21 protein-coding genes and 1 pseudogene are annotated in these 17574 nt (G+C 65.5%); 16 read left to right on the top strand and 6 right to left on the bottom strand.

All coding sequences use genetic code 11. From position 1 onward, the window contains the following. Positions 1 to 133 precede the first annotated feature (133 nt). From JWM94_RS01575 to aroQ, 5 genes are all read right to left on the bottom strand, one after another. The gene (locus JWM94_RS01575; protein WP_299420394.1) at positions 134 to 796 is read right to left on the bottom strand and encodes a hypothetical protein; all 663 of its coding nucleotides are present in this window, start codon (positions 794 to 796) and stop codon (positions 134 to 136) included. A gap of 20 nt (positions 797 to 816) precedes the next feature. Next, on the bottom strand, positions 817 to 1308 hold the full coding sequence (locus JWM94_RS01570) for a hypothetical protein (RefSeq protein WP_299420391.1): 492 nt from the start codon (positions 1306 to 1308) through the stop codon (positions 817 to 819). 133 nt (positions 1309 to 1441) lie between these two features. Further along, a complete protein-coding gene (gene accC / locus JWM94_RS01565) occupies positions 1442 to 2806 on the bottom strand; it encodes an acetyl-CoA carboxylase biotin carboxylase subunit (RefSeq protein WP_299420387.1) in 1365 nt (454 codons plus the stop codon). Positions 2807 to 2810: 4 nt separating this feature from the next. Then, the gene (gene accB / locus JWM94_RS01560; protein ID WP_299420383.1) at positions 2811 to 3290 is read right to left on the bottom strand and encodes an acetyl-CoA carboxylase biotin carboxyl carrier protein; all 480 of its coding nucleotides are present in this window, start codon (positions 3288 to 3290) and stop codon (positions 2811 to 2813) included. A 50-nt stretch (positions 3291 to 3340) separates the two neighbouring features. Next, on the bottom strand, positions 3341 to 3775 hold the full coding sequence (gene aroQ / locus JWM94_RS01555) for a type II 3-dehydroquinate dehydratase (RefSeq protein ID WP_299420379.1): 435 nt from the start codon (positions 3773 to 3775) through the stop codon (positions 3341 to 3343). Between the two features lie 63 nt (positions 3776 to 3838). On the opposite strand from aroQ, the pseudogene thiS reads away from it, so the two are divergent. The 8 genes and pseudogenes from thiS to JWM94_RS01515 all read left to right on the top strand — a co-directional run. Beyond that, positions 3839 to 4054 (top strand): annotated as a pseudogene (thiS, locus tag JWM94_RS01550) (sulfur carrier protein ThiS); the annotation flags it as partial. 105 nt (positions 4055 to 4159) lie between these two features. Continuing rightward, positions 4160 to 4957, top strand: coding sequence for a bifunctional sulfur carrier protein/thiazole synthase protein (locus JWM94_RS01545; protein WP_299420375.1), 798 nt, complete (start codon positions 4160 to 4162; stop codon positions 4955 to 4957). Between the two features lie 9 nt (positions 4958 to 4966). Beyond that, on the top strand, positions 4967 to 5752 hold the full coding sequence (locus tag JWM94_RS01540; protein WP_299420371.1) for an alpha/beta hydrolase: 786 nt from the start codon (positions 4967 to 4969) through the stop codon (positions 5750 to 5752). An 88-nt stretch (positions 5753 to 5840) separates the two neighbouring features. Beyond that, on the top strand, positions 5841 to 6023 hold the full coding sequence (locus JWM94_RS01535) for a CsbD family protein (protein ID WP_299420368.1): 183 nt from the start codon (positions 5841 to 5843) through the stop codon (positions 6021 to 6023). A 209-nt stretch (positions 6024 to 6232) separates the two neighbouring features. Further along, on the top strand, positions 6233 to 7144 hold the full coding sequence (locus tag JWM94_RS01530) for an SMP-30/gluconolactonase/LRE family protein (protein WP_299420365.1): 912 nt from the start codon (positions 6233 to 6235) through the stop codon (positions 7142 to 7144). A 10-nt stretch (positions 7145 to 7154) separates the two neighbouring features. Then, positions 7155 to 8252, top strand: coding sequence for a DUF2855 family protein (locus JWM94_RS01525; protein ID WP_299420362.1), 1098 nt, complete (start codon positions 7155 to 7157; stop codon positions 8250 to 8252). Continuing rightward, positions 8249 to 8902, top strand: a complete 654-nt coding sequence (locus tag JWM94_RS01520) for an HAD-IA family hydrolase (protein ID WP_299420357.1) — start codon at positions 8249 to 8251, stop codon at positions 8900 to 8902. The genes JWM94_RS01525 and JWM94_RS01520 overlap by 4 nt, the downstream gene beginning before the upstream one ends. Before the next feature lie 9 nt (positions 8903 to 8911). Continuing rightward, complete coding sequence (locus JWM94_RS01515) at positions 8912 to 9610, top strand: VIT family protein (protein ID WP_299420353.1); 699 nt, start codon at positions 8912 to 8914, stop codon at positions 9608 to 9610. A gap of 61 nt (positions 9611 to 9671) precedes the next feature. Here the strand turns inward: JWM94_RS01515 and JWM94_RS01510 are convergent, their stop codons facing one another. Beyond that, positions 9672 to 10256 (bottom strand): porin family protein, encoded by a 585-nt coding sequence (locus tag JWM94_RS01510; RefSeq protein WP_299420349.1) that lies wholly within the window; start codon positions 10254 to 10256, stop codon positions 9672 to 9674. Between the two features lie 224 nt (positions 10257 to 10480). On the opposite strand from JWM94_RS01510, the gene JWM94_RS01505 reads away from it, so the two are divergent. The 8 genes from JWM94_RS01505 (at position 10481) to leuC (ending at position 17558) form a co-directional block, all read left to right on the top strand. Continuing rightward, positions 10481 to 11191 carry a CoA transferase subunit A gene (locus JWM94_RS01505; protein WP_299420344.1) on the top strand — a complete coding sequence of 237 codons (711 nt, stop codon included), beginning with the start codon at positions 10481 to 10483 and terminating at the stop codon, positions 11189 to 11191. Then, positions 11188 to 12444, top strand: a complete 1257-nt coding sequence (locus JWM94_RS01500) for an HAD family acid phosphatase (RefSeq protein ID WP_299420341.1) — start codon at positions 11188 to 11190, stop codon at positions 12442 to 12444. The genes JWM94_RS01505 and JWM94_RS01500 overlap by 4 nt, the downstream gene beginning before the upstream one ends. After that, on the top strand, positions 12441 to 12761 hold the full coding sequence (locus JWM94_RS01495) for a DUF5076 domain-containing protein (protein WP_299420337.1): 321 nt from the start codon (positions 12441 to 12443) through the stop codon (positions 12759 to 12761). Before JWM94_RS01500 ends, JWM94_RS01495 begins: the two co-directional genes overlap by 4 nt. Further along, the gene (locus tag JWM94_RS01490) at positions 12761 to 13408 is read left to right on the top strand and encodes a CoA transferase subunit B (RefSeq protein ID WP_299420333.1); all 648 of its coding nucleotides are present in this window, start codon (positions 12761 to 12763) and stop codon (positions 13406 to 13408) included. Before JWM94_RS01495 ends, JWM94_RS01490 begins: the two co-directional genes overlap by 1 nt. Further along, positions 13408 to 14295: an alpha/beta hydrolase gene (locus JWM94_RS01485; RefSeq protein WP_299420401.1), complete on the top strand. Its 888-nt coding sequence runs from the start codon at positions 13408 to 13410 to the stop codon at positions 14293 to 14295. The genes JWM94_RS01490 and JWM94_RS01485 overlap by 1 nt, the downstream gene beginning before the upstream one ends. Before the next feature lie 44 nt (positions 14296 to 14339). Continuing rightward, the gene (locus tag JWM94_RS01480; RefSeq protein WP_299420330.1) at positions 14340 to 15020 is read left to right on the top strand and encodes a ferritin-like domain-containing protein; all 681 of its coding nucleotides are present in this window, start codon (positions 14340 to 14342) and stop codon (positions 15018 to 15020) included. A gap of 4 nt (positions 15021 to 15024) precedes the next feature. Then, positions 15025 to 15978: an NAD(P)-dependent oxidoreductase gene (locus JWM94_RS01475; RefSeq protein WP_299420326.1), complete on the top strand. Its 954-nt coding sequence runs from the start codon at positions 15025 to 15027 to the stop codon at positions 15976 to 15978. Positions 15979 to 16118: 140 nt separating this feature from the next. Continuing rightward, positions 16119 to 17558 (top strand): 3-isopropylmalate dehydratase large subunit, encoded by a 1440-nt coding sequence (leuC, locus tag JWM94_RS01470; protein WP_299420398.1) that lies wholly within the window; start codon positions 16119 to 16121, stop codon positions 17556 to 17558. Positions 17559 to 17574 lie beyond the last annotated feature (16 nt).

The following is a 17574-nucleotide window of genomic DNA, read 5'->3' as shown; positions in this document are numbered from 1 at the left end:
CAGCAGAAGGAAGAAATCGAACGCGTCGAGCGTCCAGCCGAGATAGCTCGCCCAGATCGAATGGACTTGCTTGCGATTCAGTCCTCCGAGTTCAGTCGCCAGCGACATGCATTTCTCCCCTCTGAAGCGAGGGTTATGCCAATCGCCGCGTCCGCGCCACCCACCAGCCGAGCGCTGCCAGCACGCCGTACGCGAACAGTCCGAGCCAGCCCGTCGCGGGCGGCGCGGCGGTAACCGCGTCGGGTTGTGGCGCAGCCCAATTGACCGCCTGGAGCACCGCCATGCCGATCGCGAGCGCCCATGGCGACCATCTGCCCGCGGTGCCGACGGCACGCGTGCGGCTGACGAAGAACCACAACCCGCCGAACGCGAAGGCGAGTTCGAGCGGGATCTCGATCCACGGATGGTTCCATAGCCCCAACCCGAGTGCCGGCGGGCTGCCGGCGAGCGTCAGATCGGGGCGATGAACGAGCAGGTCGATCGCCCAGTGCGAGACTACCACCGCGCCGCCGATCGCGCCCGCGGTCCAACTCCCGCGGAGCGCCTTGATCGCCAGCGCGAACAGCGCGCCCCAGCCGACCGCGCCGATCAGGCTGTGCGTCCACGGCATGTCGTACAGGTCCATCGGGTTCATAACGGTGGCATGCGGGGTCAGCTGCATGTGTTCGACGCCCAGGATCAGGAACGAGAAGAACGCGATATCGACCAGTTGCGCGGCGACGAACAGCGCGCCGAGCTTGGGAGATTTGGGCGAGGTCGCCGCGACAAATGCGGGCGCGTAATGGCCGATGAACATTGGTGTCCCCCCTGAAGTGGCTACTCGGTCTTACCCGCCTTCCAGTCCTCGATCGCGCCTTTATATTCCTCGGACCCCTTGAGCCGCGCCATGTAGGTGATCGGGCGTTTCGATGAGGACGGGATGAAATCGAACCCGCTGAACGTGCCGCGCGCGCCGCAATAGGCTTTGCACGTGCCCTCGCCGTCGTCGAGCAGCAGCGACTTGCCCTTGATCGACACGGTCAGCGTGCACGGCTGCCTGCCCTCGTAGGCGGTGATTTCCTTCTCGCGATAGACGAGCGTGTTGCCGACCGCCTTGGCGACGCCGGTCAAGCTGCACTGGTGCCCGTTGTAGAATTGCAGATCGGCGCGGACATAGGCGTGGGTCGCATCGACCGGGACGATTTCGACCACGTCGTCGGACCAGTATTTCGATCCGTCGATGAACCCGTTCTGGAAATGCTTGGAATAGCGGCCGGCGAGCGAGGTGAGGGGGGAAGCAGGGGCGGCGGCGATGGTGGCGAGAGCCACGATCAATATCCATTTTGACGTCATAGCCACCTCCATTTCCGTCATACCGGACTTGATCCGCCATCCATCCAGCAACGAGCGGAGAACGTGCGGCCCGATGGACCCCGGATCAAGTCCGGGGTGACGAATTTGGCTAGGTGGTCTCGCCCGCCTCCTGCTTCGCCAGCCACTCCTCGAGCCATTTGATCGTATACTGCCCCTCGAGAAACTCCGGGTCCTCGATCAGCGCGCGGTGGAGCGGAATCGTCGTTTTCATTCCCTCGATCACGAACTCCTCGAGCGCACGGCGGAGGCGGCGGATCGCGCCCTGGCGGGTGGTGCCGTAGACTATCAGCTTGGCGATCATCGAGTCGTAATAAGGCGGCACGCGATAACCCGCGTAGAGCCCGCTATCGACGCGGACGTTCATCCCGCCGGGGGCGTGATATTGCTTCACCGTGCCGGGCGATGGCGCGAAGGTCTTGGGGTCCTCGGCGTTGATGCGGCATTCGATCGCGTGGCCGCGGAACTGGACGTCCTGTTGGCGCAAGGTCAGCGGGTGTCCCTCGGCGATGCGGATCTGTTCGCGCACCAGGTCGAGCCCGGTGATCGCTTCGGTAATGGGATGCTCGACCTGGAGCCGGGTGTTCATTTCGATGAAATAGAACTCGCCGTCTTCCCACAGGAACTCGATCGTCCCCGCGCCGCGATAGCCCATATCGGCCATCGCGCGCGCGCAGATGCCGCCCATCCGCTCGCGGTCGGCGGGGCCGAGCACGGGGGAGGGGGCTTCCTCGAGCACCTTCTGATGACGCCGCTGGAGCGAGCAATCGCGCTCGCCGAGATGGATGGCGTTGCCATTGCCGTCGCCGAACACCTGGAATTCGATGTGGCGCGGGTTGCCGAGATATTTTTCGAGATAGACGGTGGCGTCGCCGAACGCGGCCTTCGCCTCGCTGCCCGCCTGCTGCATCTGGCTTTCGAGTTCTTCGGGGGTCTCGACGACCTTCATCCCGCGCCCGCCGCCGCCCGACGCGGCCTTGATGATCACCGGATAGCCGGCCTTCGCCGCAATCGCCTTGGCCTCGTCGATGTCGCTGATCGCGCCGTCCGATCCGGGAACCAGCGGCAGGCCGAGCGCACCGGCGGTGCGCTTGGCCTCGATCTTGTCGCCCATCGTGCGGATATGCTCGGGCTTGGGCCCGACGAAGATGATGCCGTGCGCTTCGATGATTTCGGCGAACTTGGCGTTTTCGCTCAGGAAACCGTAACCCGGATGGATCGCGTCGGCGCGCGAGATTTCGGCGGCCGAGATGATCCGGGGTACGTTGAGGTACGATTCGCCCGCGGGCGGCGGGCCGATGCAGATCGCCTCGTCGGCCAGCCGCACGTGCATCGCGTCGCTGTCGGCGGTCGAATGTACCGCGACGGTCTTGATCCCCATTTCGTGGCACGCACGGTGGATACGCAGCGCGATTTCGCCGCGATTGGCGATCAGGAGTTTCTTGATTTCAGGCACTTTATTACTCGACGACGACGAGCGGCTGGTCGAATTCTACCGGCTGGCCGGTCTCGATCAGGATTGCGGTAACGGTTCCCGCTGCCGGCGCGAGGATCGGGTTCATCACCTTCATCGCCTCGATGATCACCAGCGTATCCCCCGCGGCGACCTTTTGCCCGATCGTGACGAACGGCTTGGCCTCGGGATTGGGGGTCAGATAGACCGTCCCAACCATCGGCGACTTGACCGCGTTGGCGGCACTCGGCGCGGCCGGCGCTTCGGCGGCGGGAACGGCCGCAGGCGCGGCAGCGGCGGGCGCGGGTGCCGGTGCAGGCGCATACTGCATCTGCGGCGCGTTGTGCATCGTGCGCGCGACGCGGACCTTGCGGCCGCCATCCTCGACTTCGATTTCGCTCAGCTGCGTCTCGTCGAGCAACGTCGCGAGTTGGCGCACCAGGTCGATATCGACCCGCATTGCGCCGTTGTTCTTGTCTTCTGCCATTCGACCCTTCTTCTGCCCTGTGCGGGCTGTCTTTATGGGCGAGCCGTCTGTCAGAGACGGGCGGCGGCTTCAAGCGCGAGCATATACGAAAGCGCGCCGAATCCGGAAATGGTTCCGTGGGCGGCACGACCCACGAAGCTGGCGTGGCGGAAATCCTCGCGCGCCAGCGGATTGGACAAATGCACTTCGATCACCGGCACGTTGATCGCCTTGATCGCGTCGTAGAGCGCGACCGATGTATGGGTCAGCGCGCCCGCATTGAGCAGGATCGCCTTGACCCCGCGGTTCTGCGACTCGTGCAGCCAATCGACCAGATGCCCCTCATGGTTCGATTGGCGCAGGTCGATGACGAAGCCGAGTTCCTTGGCGCGATTGGTCAATTGCCCGGCAATGTCGTCGAGCGTATCGCCGCCGTATATCTCCGGCTCGCGCGTGCCCAGCAGGTTGAGGTTGGGGCCATTGAGCACCAGGATCGTTTCGGTCACGCATAGCCTTTCGGGTGTGGCGCGATTGCTCGCGTCCCTATATCGCCATTTACGATGAATACCATGCACACCGACGGCACCGTCTCGATCCGCGTCAATGGCGAGCACCGCCGAGTCACGGCCGGCCTATCCATCGCGCAGTTGGCCGAGGAACTCGGCCTGATTCCCGAAAAGGTCGCGGTCGAACGCAATCTGGAGGTCGTACCGCGGTCGACGCTGGCGCAGGTGGTGGTCGAGGATGGCGACGAGATCGAAATCGTCCACTTCGTCGGGGGCGGATGAAAATCGCCGTGCTCCGGCGAAGGCCGGAGCGTTGGAGAAGAGCAGGTCGGTCGATACCGGCCAACGCTCCGGCCTTCGCCGGAGCACATAGAAAGTGATCGAATGAACATTGCGATGCCCGTAACTGCGAATGACGATAGCTGGACGGTGGCGGGCAAAACCTTCCGGTCGCGGCTGATCGTCGGCACCGGCAAGTACAAGGATTTCGCGCAGAACGCCGCCGCGGTCGAGGCGTCGGGGGCGGAGATCGTCACCGTCGCGGTGCGGCGAGTCAACGTCAGCGACCGCAACGCGCCGATGCTGACCGATTTCATCGATCCCAAGAAGATCACCTACCTTCCCAATACCGCAGGCTGCTTCGACGCCGACAGCGCGGTGCGCACGTTGCGGCTGGCGCGCGAAGCGGGGGGGTGGGAATTGGTCAAGCTCGAGGTGCTGGGCGAGGCGCGGACGCTCTATCCCGATATGAGGGAAACGCTCAAAGCCACCGAAATCCTGGTCAAGGAGGGTTTCAAGCCGATGGTCTATTGCGTCGACGATCCGATCGCGGCGAAGCAATTGGAAGAGGCCGGCGCGGTCGCGATCATGCCGCTGGGGGCGCCGATCGGGTCGGGGCTGGGCATCCAGAATCGCGTGACGATCCGGCTGATCGTCGAGGGCGCCAAGGTGCCGGTGCTGGTCGATGCCGGGGTTGGCACCGCGTCGGATGCTGGGGTGGCGATGGAACTGGGCTGCGACGGCGTGCTGATGAACACGGCGATAGCCGAGGCCAAGGACCCGATCCTGATGGCGCGCGCGATGAAACTCGCCGTGGAGGGCGGGCGTTTGGCGTATCTGGCGGGACGGATGGGGCGGCGGATGTACGCCGACCCGTCCAGCCCGCTGGCGGGTTTGATTTAAGGAACATCGATGCGCCGTTTCGTCATCGCCAGCGCGATCCTGCTTGCCGCGTGCAACAGCGGCCCGAAGGTCGATAACCAGCAGGCGCTGGTCAACGAAAGCGTCGCCGCCAAGGCGCCGGCGCCGCAACCGGTCGAATTGAAAGCGATCGACGGCGTTACCGTCTACGGCACCTATTATCCCGCCGCCGAGCCCAAGGCATTGATCCTGCTGTTCCACCAGGCGGGGTCGTCGAGCGGCGAATATGCCGACATCGCGCCGCGGCTGGCGCGCGAAGGTTATTCGGCGCTGGCGATCGACCAGCGCGTCGGCGGCACGCTGTACGGCGCCAACCGGACGATGGCGGGTTACACCGGCAAGACCGATTATCTCGGCGCGCTGCCCGATCTCGAAATCGCGCTCAAATGGGCGAAGGCCAAGGGCTTGCCGGTCGTGCTGTGGGGATCGAGCTATTCGGCCAGCCTGGTCTTCCTGCTCGCCAACGCCGCCGACGCGAAGGACAGCGTAAAGGCGGTGATGGCCTTCTCCCCCGGCGAATATTTCAGCGACAAGAAAATGGTCGAGGCTGCCGCCGCCAAGGTGACGGTGCCGGTGTTCGTCACCGCGTCGAACGCGCTGGAGGAATCGGCCGAGGCCAAGGCGATCCTGTCCGCGACGGCGAGCACCGACCGCTTGCTCTACGTGCCGCGCACCGGGATCCATGGCTCGTCGACGCTCAACGCGGACAAGAATCCGGGCGGCGCTTACGACAATTGGGTTGCGGTGCAGGCGTTCCTGAAACGCGTCTTTCCTTAGGAACCGCGCGCCTCGGCATTCGTTCTGTTTCCCGCAACCTACGCGCGGATACCCCCGTCCGCGCGCGTTAGCGTAAAGGACTGTTCCGATGGGTGAACTCACCGAAAAGATCAAAGGCAATGTCGACGAAGCGGTCGGCAAGGCCAAGCAAGCGATCGGCGGCCACAAGGGCGATTCCGACCTGCATGACGAAGGCGTTGCCCAGGAAGGCAAGGGCAAGGCCGAACAGTTCATCGGCAAGGTCAAAGGGGCGCTGGGTGACGATATCTGACGCAGCGCGCACGCCGTCAGCGGAGCTAAAGGCGAGACGCGCAAGTCCGGCCGGCGGGCTTTAGCCCGTCCGACGACGCGGCTTCGCTGCGGCGGGCACATGAAAGCGAAGGGTCGCGCAGCGATGTGCGGCCCTTTTCTTTATCGGTCCATCAAGGCAAAAGACCTTCGAAGATCGGGTATGCGAGCCCGGCAGTGATGGAGCGGAACATGGATATCGTCGCCGACGGATTGCGCTTTCCCGAAGGCCCGGTGGCGATGGCCGACGGCAGCGTCATCCTGGTAGAAATCGCCGCGGGGCGCATCACGCGGGTGCGGCCCGACGGGTCGAAGGAGATCGTCGCCGAACCCGGCGGCGGCCCCAACGGCCTCGCGATCGGCCCCGACGGCAAGCTGTATTGCTGCAACAATGGTGGGTTCAACTATATTGAAAATGAAGGCTTTCTCGCACCGCACGGCCAGGCCGACGATTATTCGGGCGGGCGGATCGAGCGGATCGACATCGCGACCGGTACGGTCGAAGTGCTCTACAAGGACGGCGATTTCGGCTGCGTGCTGCGCGGCCCCAACGATATTGTGTTCGACGATGCCGGCGGGTTCTGGTTCACCGACCACGGCAAGACTCGGACCCGCGAACGCGACGTCACCGGCATCTTCTACGCCAAGGCCGATGGCAGCCACCTCGAGGAAGTCATCTTCCCCAGCGAAAATCCTAACGGCGTTGGCCTGTCGCCCGACGGCAAGCGGCTCTACGCGGCCGAAACGTACACGTGCCGGCTGATGGCGTTCAACGTCGTCGCGCCGGGCAAGGTCGACGGCACGGCGGGTCCGGGCGGGCCGGGCATCCCGCTCTATCGCCCTGCCGGATACAAATTCTTCGATTCGCTCGGGGTCGAGGCGTGCGGCAACATCGCCGTCGCGACGATCGGCGAATGCGGGATCAGCGTGATCTCGCCCGCTGGAGAGCTGGTCGAGTTCGTGCCGACCGACGATATCTTCACGACGAACATCTGCTGGGGCGGCGCCGACATGATGGATGCCTATATCTGCCTGTCGGGCAGCGGGCGGCTGGCGAAAATGCGCTGGGCGCGGCCGGGGCTGAAGCTGGCGTATAACGGATGAGGGGAATGGCATGACGCGCTGGCAGCTGGAGATCGTCCGCGACGATATCGCACAAGCGCAGCTAGGCGATCTGCCGGCGTGTGACCTGGCGCCCGGCGAAGCGGAATTTGTGATCGACCTGGTCGCGTTGACTGCCAACAACATCACCTACGCCGCGCTCGGGCCGAAGACGCCGTTTCTCGGCGCCGATGCGGGGTATTGGGATTTCTTCGGCGAACGTGACGAGCCCGGACGCCTGCCGGTCTGGGGGTTCGCGACCGTCACGCAATCGACCGTCGAGGGCGTCGCGGTGGGCGAACAATTCTACGGTTACTGGCCGCTCGCCAGCCATGCCGTACTGACGCCTGGCAGTGTGCGCGGCACGGGATTTACCGAAGCGTCGCCGCGTCGCGCCAAGCTGCCGGCCGCGTATAATGGCTATACCCGGCTGAGGGCGCTGGGCGACCATCGCGACGAAGACCATGACTGGTGGCCGATCTATCGTCCGCTGTTCCTGACCGGCTGGCTGATCGCCGACCAGTTCGAGGACGAACGCGATTACGGCGCGCAGACGGTGATTGTCAGCGGCGCGTCGAGCAAGACCGCGATCGGCTTTGCCCATGCGATGAAGGCGCGGCACGACGACGTCGCGCTGATCGGTCTCGCCTCCGCGCGCAGCGCCGGTTTCACGCGCGAAACCGGCCTGTACGACCGGGTCGTCGATTACGACGCTGTAGATAGCATCGACGTCGAGGGCACGGTTACGATGGTCGATTTCGCGGGCAACCCCGCTGCCACCCGCGCCGTCCACAACCATTTCGGCGATGCGCTCGCGATCGACCTGATCGTCGGCATCACGCATTGGGACGCCGAACGCGGCGCGACTCCCTTGCCGGGGCCGAAGCCGGTCGGGTTCTTCGCGCCGGGGCGAATGCAGAAGCGGTCGGCCGAATGGGGCGCCCCGGACTTTCGCCAACGCACCGAAACCGCGTGGCTGGGGTTCATCGCCGACGCCAGGGCGCTCACCGCGATCGACAAGCGAGCAGGCGGCGAGGCGGCGCTGGCGGCGTATCGCGATGCCGTCGCGGGCAAGGTCGATCCGCGCGTCGGGGTGCTGATCGAGCCGTGAAGCGCGATACCGTGATTTTCGATTTCGGCGGGGTGATCACCTCGTCGCCGTTCGAGGCGTTCAACCGGCTGGAGGACGAGCGCGGACTGCCGCGCGACTTCATCCGCCGAGTCAATGCGCTGGAGCGCGACGGTAATGCCTGGGCACGGTTCGAGCGCGCCGAGATCGACGCGGCGACGTTCGATGCGATCTTCGCCGACGAGGCGCGCGCGCTGGGGCATGAGCTGCGCGGTGAGGATGTGCTGGCGGTGCTTGCGGGGGATATTCGCCCGGCAATGGTCGCCGCGCTCGATTGGCTGAAGGGCAACGGCTACCGGATCGGCTGCATCACCAACAACGTCCCGACGGGCAGCGGCGCGGGAATGGCGCGGACGCCGGAAAAAGCGACGGCGATCGCTGCGATCCTCGCGCGGTTCGATCATGTCGTCGAAAGCTCGAAGGTCGGCATCCGCAAGCCCGACCCGGCAATCTACCGCATGGCGTGCGACGCGCTTGGCGTCGCGCCCGAACAATGCGTCTATCTCGACGACCTCGGCATCAACTGCAAACCCGCCGCGGCGATGGGGATGGCGGCGATCAAGGTGACGAGCGGAGAACAGGCGTTGGCCGATCTGGAGAACGCACTGGGCCTCGCCGCCGGAACGCTCTAGCGTCGCACCATGGCGATCCGCAGACATCATGAAGGTCACCTGGTCCAGCGCATCGGCTGGCTGCGCGCGGCAGTGCTCGGGGCGAATGACGGCATCCTGTCGACCGCCAGCCTGATCGTCGGCGTGGCAGCGGCGAATGCCAGCCAGGCGTCGATCCTGTTGACCGGCGTGGCCGGACTGGTCGCCGGCGCGATGTCGATGGCGGCGGGGGAATATGTCTCGGTCAGCAGTCAGTCGGATACTGAGCGCGCCGATATCGCGCGCGAAACCGCCGAACTGAAGGACGAGCCCGAGGCCGAGCGTCAGGAGCTCGCCGCGATCTATCGCCAGCGCGGGCTCGACCACGATCTGTCGCTGCAGGTCGCCGATCAATTGATGGCGCACGACGCGCTCGGCGCGCATTTGCGCGACGAACTCGGGATCAGCGCGACTCTGACCGCGCGCCCGGTGCAGGCGGCGCTCGCGTCGGCGGCCAGTTTCGCGGCGGGCGCGATCGTCCCGGTGCTGGCGACGTTGCTGTTCGGCGGGGAAAAGCTCGTCGCCGCGGTGATGGTCATCACGCTGGTGCTGCTGGCGACAACCGGAGCGATCGGCGCGCGCGTCGGCGGGGCGAGCATTGTGCGCGGCGCGGTCCGCGTGGTGTTCTGGGGCGCACTCGCGATGGCGGTCACCTTCTCGATCGGGCGGCTGTTCGGAACGCAAGTCTAGCCAAAAAAGAGGCCGCGCAGGTTTCCCCGCGCGGCCCCGTCCGATCGCAAGATACGCGCGATCAGAACTTAACGCCGAGGCCGACCAGCGCCTGATGACGGCTGACGTCCTGCTCGTAGTTCGAGTAGCGATACTCGACGCGGCCGACGATGTTGCGGCTGACGTTGAGCTCGACGCCCGCGCCGGCGCGCACGCCGTCAAGATTGTCGCCGGTCTTGGTCGTGGTGGCGCCCACCGTGTAATCCGCGACCGCACGGGCGTTGGTGTAACCGCCCTTGACGTAGAGCAGCGCCTTGCCGCCGACCACCGCCCCGATGCGGCCGCCGACGTACAAGTCGCGGCCGGTCCTGGCGCACAATTCGTCACCCGCGACGACGACATTGCTGTCGCAGCGCTTGGTGGTCGATCCGTCGATCCCGCCTTCGATGCCGAACACGGCCTTGCCGGCCTGATAGTCGTAGCCGACCGTGCCGCCATAGCTGAGGCCGGTTTCGCCGTCGCCACCGGCATTCACGCGGTCGATCCCGGTATTGCCGACGATCTTGAAGCCCTGGAATTCCTTGTCGGGCGCGGGGGCGTCCTGCGCGAGCGCGGGGGTGGCGATGGCGGCACTGGCCATCAAGGCGGAGGCGATGAGGAAACGCATAAAAACTCCTGTCACAACAAAAAACCGGGAGGCCTCTATGGCCCCCCGGTCGAGGCCGGGTTGGGCGCGGTTCGTGGCCGGATTTGGGCCAAAGCGACGAGCCGCGGCCCATATTTGGCCCAATATCCGGCGCGTGGTCCCGGCTCGGCCCTAAACCGGCCACCGGCCGTCTTGCCCCGCCGCGCACCGCCTTCTATTCGCAGGGCAACACCCAAGGAGTCCGCATGGCCCGCAAGCTTTATTCAGATACCGCATCGGCGCTCGACGGTCTGCTGTTCGACGGAATGACGATCTGCGCGGGCGGGTTCGGGTTGTGCGGGATTCCCGAGCGGCTGATCGATGCGATCCGCGACGCGGGCACCAAGGATCTGACGATCGCCAGCAACAATGCCGGAATCGACGGCGAGGGGCTCGGGAAGCTGCTGCGCACGCGTCAGGTCAAGAAGATGATCTCGTCCTATGTCGGTGAGAACAAGGAGTTCGAGCGGCAATATCTTAGTGGCGAGCTCGAGGTCGAATTCTGCCCGCAGGGGACGCTGGCCGAACGCTGCCGCGCGGGCGGGGCGGGGATCCTCGGCTTCTACACCAAGACCGGCGTCGGCACGCAAGTCGCCGACGGTAAAGAGGTCAAGAATTTCGACGGCGAGGATTACATTCTCGAACGCGGCATCCGCGCCGATCTGTCGATCATCAAGGGGTGGAAGGCCGACGAGGCCGGCAACCTCATCTTCCGCAAGACCGCGCGTAATTTCAATCAACCGATGGCGACCGCGGGCAGGGTCTGCGTTGCCGAGGTCGAGGAAGTGGTGCCGGTCGGTACCTTCGACCCCGATCAGGTCCATTTGCCCGGCATCTACGTCAACCGCATGATCGTCGGCGCGCCCTACGACAAGAAGATCGAGTTCCGCACCGTGCGCGAGCGGGTGGCGGCATGAGAAAGCCGCTGGTTTTCGCGCTGCTCGCGGGCAGCATCACGCTGAACGGCTGCCTCGCGGCCGCCGCGCCGATCCTCGCCGGCGGGTTCATCGGCAAGAAGAAGTTCTTCGACAAGAAGCGCGATGACGATTTGCCGTCATCGTCGCGGCCGGTGCCGCCGGTTGCGGCGGCCGCGCAGCCTGGCGCCGTTGCGGTTGCGCCGGGGCAGGCGATTCCGGCGGCGGTTCCGGCGCCGCCACCGCCCGCGCCGGGGAGCATCCCGCCGGGGATGCAATATCTCTACGGCTCGGGCGAAGCGTCGGCGATCAGCATCCAGGCCTATCTCGGGCTGACCGATTTCCTGCTCGCGCGCGCCAGCGATTTTCAGGTGGGGCATCCGGTGCCGTCGGTGGTGCTGGCTCCCGGCGCGACGCTCGCCGCGCCCAAGTTCATGACGTGCGCCGCCAACCAGCAGCCGGCGGTGGTGCTCGACATCGACGAAACCGCGCTGATGAACCTGGGCTACGAAGCCGACGACAGCCAGCGCAACGGGCCGTACGACCAGAGCCGCTGGGACCGCTGGGAAACCAGCGGGATCGGCGCGGTCGATCCGGTGCCCGGCGCGCTAGAGGCGATCCGCGCGGCGCGGCTGGCGGGGATTGCGGTGGTGTATAATTCGAACCGGTCGGCGGCGACGTCGGATTCGACCGTCGCGGCGCTGACGCTGGCCGGGCTCGGCCCGGCGGTGCATCTGAAGAATTTGTGGCTAAAGGGCGACGGCGGCAATCCCGGCAGCGGCAAGGACGGGCGGCGCTGGGCGATTTCGGCCAAATATTGCGTCATCGCGATGGTCGGCGACCAGCTCGGCGATTTCAGCGACTTGTTCAACGCGCCCGACATGGGACTGGCGCAACGTCGCGCGATGACCAATTCGCCGATGCTGCGGATGCTGTGGGGGCATGGTTGGTTCGTGCTGCCCAACCCCCTTTACGGCACCGCGATGAAGGGCAATATCGACGATGTGTTCCCCAAGGACCGGCGCTGGACCGATCCGGGGCCGTCGATCGGCAACGTGCCTGGGCCGGTGAGCCCACAGCCAGTGCCTGCGCCGGTCCCCGCACCGGTGTCGGCGTCGCCGGTCATCGTGTGGCCGGCACCGCTTCAGCCGGCGCCGACCCCCGTACCGGCACCCGCCGCCAAACCGAGGTCGAGCGCTCCGCCGGTCGAGGCGCCCGGCACCTATGGCCCCGTACAACCGCCGGTGAAGAAATGAGCGACAAACCGATCCCGATCGACCTGGTGCCGTTTGCCGAAATGCTCGGCGGCGGACGCGAATTCCTCCGCGCCTGGGCAAAGGAGGACGGCCCGGCGAGCTATTTCGTCAATCCCCGCGCGCTGGGTCCGGACCCGGCCTTGTTCGGGATCGCATTGGTCGATGCCGCGCGCCACGCCGCCGCGGCATGGGGCAAGGCGATGGGTCGGCCGGAGCGCGAGATGCTCGAGCGGATCTGGGAAGGATTCGAAGCCGAGCGCGATGCGCCGACCAGTGATTTGCCGCTGCCGGTCGCAGTGGCCAGAAAGGACAATTGATGCCCTGGACTCGTGACGACATGGCCGCGCGCGCCGCCAAGGAATTACGTGACGGGTATTACGTCAATCTCGGCATCGGCATTCCGACGCTCGTCGCCAACCATATCCCGGCGGGGGTCGAGGTGACGCTCCAGTCCGAGAACGGGATGCTCGGGATCGGGCCGTTCCCGTTTGCGGGCGAAGAGGATCCGGACCTGATCAACGCCGGCAAGCAAACGATCAGCGAACTGCCGCAATCGGTCTATTTTAGCTCGGCGGACAGCTTCGCGATGATCCGCGGCGGGCATATCGACCTGACCGTGCTCGGCGCGATGGAAGTCGCCGAGAATGGCGACATCGCCAACTGGATGATCCCCGGCAAGATGATCAAGGGCATGGGCGGCGCGATGGATCTGGTCGCCGGCGTCAAGAAGATCATCGTCGTGATGGAGCATACCAGCAAGAACGGCGACCCGAAGTTCATCCCGTCGTGCACGTTGCCGCTGACCGGCAAGAACGTGGTCGATATGATCATTACCGACCTGGCGGTGTTCCAGCGCCCCGACCACCAATCGCCATTCCGCCTGATCGAGATCGCGCCCGGCGTGACCGCGGACGAAGTAGCGGCCAAGACGACGGCGACCTACGACGCGTTGATCACGGCGTGATCCGCCGCTGGCTGGTCGTCGGCGTCGTCATTCTGCTGGCGGGGCTGGGGATCATGGTCGCTACCGTTTCACCGCCGGGGCTTCTGAGCATTCTCGACGGCGCGATGGGCGGCGGCTGGGGCGCGAGCCGGCCGGGCAGCGACATCGCGTTCGGCACGACCGGGCAGACGCTCGACGTGTGGACGCCATCCGAACCCGCTACCGTGCCACGCCCGGTGCTGATCTTCTGGTACGGCGGCGGCTGGGTGAAGGGCGACCGCCGCGCTTATGCGTTCGCCGCGCGCGCCTATGTCAAGGCCGGGTTCGTCGTGGTGATGCCCGATTACCGCAAGGTGCCGTCGATCCACTTCCCGGCGATGCTCCAGGACGGCGCGCAGGCGGTCAAATGGACGCGCGACCATATCGCCGAGTTTGGCGGTGACCCCAACCGGATCGGCATCGCCGGTCATTCGGCGGGCGCGTACACTGTCGCGATGTTGGCGCTCGACGAACGATGGTTGCGGGCGGAGGGGGTCGATCCCAAGATCATCAAGGCGGCGGTCGGGCTGTCGGGCCCGTACAATTTCTACCCCTTCACCTCGAAGCGCGCGATCGACGCGCTGGGCAACGCGGCGGACCCGAAAGCGACTCAGCCGATCACCTTCGCGCGCAAGGATGCGCCACCTATGCTGCTCGTCACGTCGACCGCCGACATGGAGGTCAAGCCGCACAACGCTTACGACCTGACCGCGCGGCTCAAGCAGTTCGGCGCGCTGGTGAAGATGATCGACTATCCGGGCCTTAGTCATGAGGATGTCGCGATGGCGCTGTCCAAGCCGTTTCGCGGCAAGGCTCCGGTGCTCGCCGACAGCGTGGCGTTCCTCATGCGGGCGATGCCGGCGCGTTGATCCTGTACATTGTCGGGCAAGCCGGCGAGGCGTAAGGTGCCCGCATGTTCGAAGCTTTCCGCCGCCGCTATCTCGACGTCCTCGCGTCGATCTACATCTATAACGAGCACCGCGGTTACACGAGTATCGACCGCGTGCTCGAGGCGGTGCGGGTGCGCTGTCCCGACGATGCGGTGTTCATCGCCGCGATCGAGAAGCACCGCGCCGACGAGCGCAAGCATTACACGATGTTCCGCCGCTGGTTCGAATTGCAGGGCAAGATGCCGCTCAAGGTCGACCGTGCGCTCGGCCATATCGATCGCTTTGTGGAGATCGTGTTCCGCGTGACGATCGACGAGCTCGATACGCAAGCGGTGATCCACAACGACGACATGTTCGAACGGCTGTGCCGCGTCATCATGCTAACCGAGATGAGGGGCATGAAACAGGTCGACGCGCTGCTAAAATCGCCGTTGGTCAAGGGCGACCCGGTGATGGTGCGTATTTTCAAGATCGTCGAAAAGGACGAGCCGAGCCATTGGCAGCCGTATCAGGACTGGCTCGACCGCACTGGGCGGCCGCAGGCCAAATGGACCGAGAAACTGACCGATTTCTGGATCCATCGCGAATTGCTGTTCCTCAAGATTCCTTTGGTGTTCCTCAATCCGTGGACACCACGGCGCACCGACTGGGCCGACGACCTCGAGAATGAGCCGGCACCGAGGCCGCTCGCCGCCGCCGCCTGAGCCCATGCGCGTCTTGCTGACCGGATCGACGGGGTGGCTCGGGCGCTATCTGGCGACGATGCTTCGTGCGGCCGGGCACGCGGTAACGGGGCTCGACGTTGCGCCGGGGCCGGATACGCAGGTGGTCGGGACGTTGGCCGACCGCGCGCTGGTCGAGCGCACGATGCTGAGCCACGGGATCGAAGGCGTGATCCATGCCGCGGCGCTGCACAAACCCGACATCGAGCGCTATCCGAGGCAGGCGTTCATCGACGTCAACGTGACGGGCACGCTCAACCTGCTCGAGGAAGCGGTTGCGGCCGGGGTCGAGCGGTTCGTGTTCACCTCGACGACCTCGCTGATGATCACCCAGGCGATCCGCGACGAGACCTCGACCGAAGCGGTCTGGTTGGACGAGAGCAGCGGGCCGCTCACCCCGCGCAATGTCTATGGCTTGACCAAGCGCGCCGCTGAGGAAGTCTGCCGGCTGGTCCATGGCGAAACCGGGATGCCCGTAATCGTGCTGAGGACCGCACGCTTTTTCCCCGAGGATGACGACACCCATCGCGACCTCTCGGGTGAGAACATGAAGGCTAACGAATTTCTCAACCGCCGGCTGACCGTCGAGGATTGCGCGGCGGCGCATGTCGCTGCCTTGGAGAAGGCGCCGACGGTCGGGTTCGGAACGTATCTGGTGTCGGCGCCGACACCGTTCGCGCGGGAGGATGCCGCCGAATTGAAGCGCGACGCTCGCACCGTGATCGGGCGCTATTTCCCCGATGCGGCGGATTTGTATGCCGCGTGGGGGTGGCGTCTGCCTGAGAGTATTGGCCGAGTATATGACGCCGGGCTGATCGAGCGCGAACTCGGTTTTCGCTGCGCGACCGATTTCGCGGCCGTACTTCAGGCGATGCGTAACGGATCGACGCTGCCGATCGAGCATAATGCCGATTACGTTTCTCCTGCCTTATCCTTTTAACGCCTCCCCGGCGGAGGCCGGGGCCCAGTTTCGGGCCGGCTGCGACCTGGGCCCCGGCCTTCGCCGGGGAGGCGTAGATAGGTTGGCGCAACTTCATTCCGCAAAAACTTGCCCCGACGCATCTTTCGGTTAAGGCGCGCATCATGGCCGCGCCGCTCACCTTGTACGAAAAGATCTGGAACGCGCATGTCGTCGAGCGGCGCGATGATGGGACGTGCCTAATCTATATCGACCGGCACCTGGTCCATGAAGTCACCAGCCCGCAGGCATTCGAGGGGCTGCGGGCGGCAGGGCGTACCGTGCGGCGGCCCGACCTGACGCTGGCGGTGCCCGACCACAATCTGCCGACGACGCCGCGCGTGGACGCGGCGGGCCATGCGATCCCGATCGCCGATCCGGAAAGCGCTAATCAACTCGACGCGCTCCGCCGCAACGTCGCCGAGTTCGGCGTGCCCTATATCGACGCGCTCGCCGCCGCGCAGGGGATCGTTCATGTCGTGGGCCCCGAACAGGGATTCACGCTTCCCGGTACGACATTGGTATGCGGCGATAGCCACACCTCAGCGCACGGCGCGCTCGGTGCGCTGGCGTTCGGGATCGGCACCAGCGAGGTGGAGCATGTGCTCGCCACGCAAACGCTGCTGCTCCAGCAATCGAAGACCATGGAAATCCGCGTCGAAGGGTCGCTCGGCTTCGGCGTGTCGGCGAAGGATGTGGTGTTGTCGATCATCGGCAAGATCGGCGCGGCGGGCGGCACGGGGTACGTCATCGAATATGCCGGCGACACGATCCGCGGTTTGTCGGTCGAAGGGCGTCTGACCGTCGCCAACATGTCGATCGAGGGCGGCGCGCGCGCGGGCCTCATAGCGCCCGACGAGACGACCTTCGCCTATCTCAGGGGCCGCCCGATGGCGCCGAGCGGTGACGATTGGGAACAGGCGGTCGCATGGTGGCGGACGCTGCCCACCGATTCTGGCGCGCGGTACGATGCTACCGTCAAGCTGTCGGCGAGCGATATTGCCCCCTCGCTGACCTGGGGTACCAGCCCAGAGGACGTCGTGCCGATCACCGGCATCGTTCCCGATCCCGACAGCTTCGCCGACCCGTCGAAGCGCGTCGCGGCGCAGAAATCGCTCGATTATATGGGCCTGACCCCCGGCACCGCGATGCAGGACGTCGCCATCGAGCACGTCTTTATCGGAAGCTGCACTAACAGCCGGATCGAGGATCTGCGCGCTGCGGCATCGGTCGCGAACGGCCGCCACGTCGCCGACGGCGTCCGCGCGCTGGTCGTGCCGGGCTCCGGCCTCGTCAAGCGCCAAGCCGAAGCCGAAGGGCTCGACCGCATCTTCATTTCCGCTGGGTTCGAATGGCGTGAGCCCGGTTGCTCGATGTGCCTGGCAATGAACCCCGATAAAGTACCGGCTGGTCAGAGATGCGCTTCCACCTCGAATCGAAATTTCGTAGGACGGCAGGGGCCGGGCGCGCGGACGCATCTGCTTTCCCCGGCGATGGCGGCGGCGGCGGCGGTCACGGGACGGCTGACCGACGTTCGTGAGTTGATGGGGGGACAGCGATGAAACGCGTACTCGTTTT

It is taken from the genome of Sphingomonas bacterium (assembly GCF_028289855.1).
GTDB lineage: Bacteria > Pseudomonadota > Alphaproteobacteria > Sphingomonadales > Sphingomonadaceae > Sphingomonas.
Note: the sequence above shows the minus strand (reverse complement) of the source record. Positions and strands in the feature narration are given on the sequence as shown.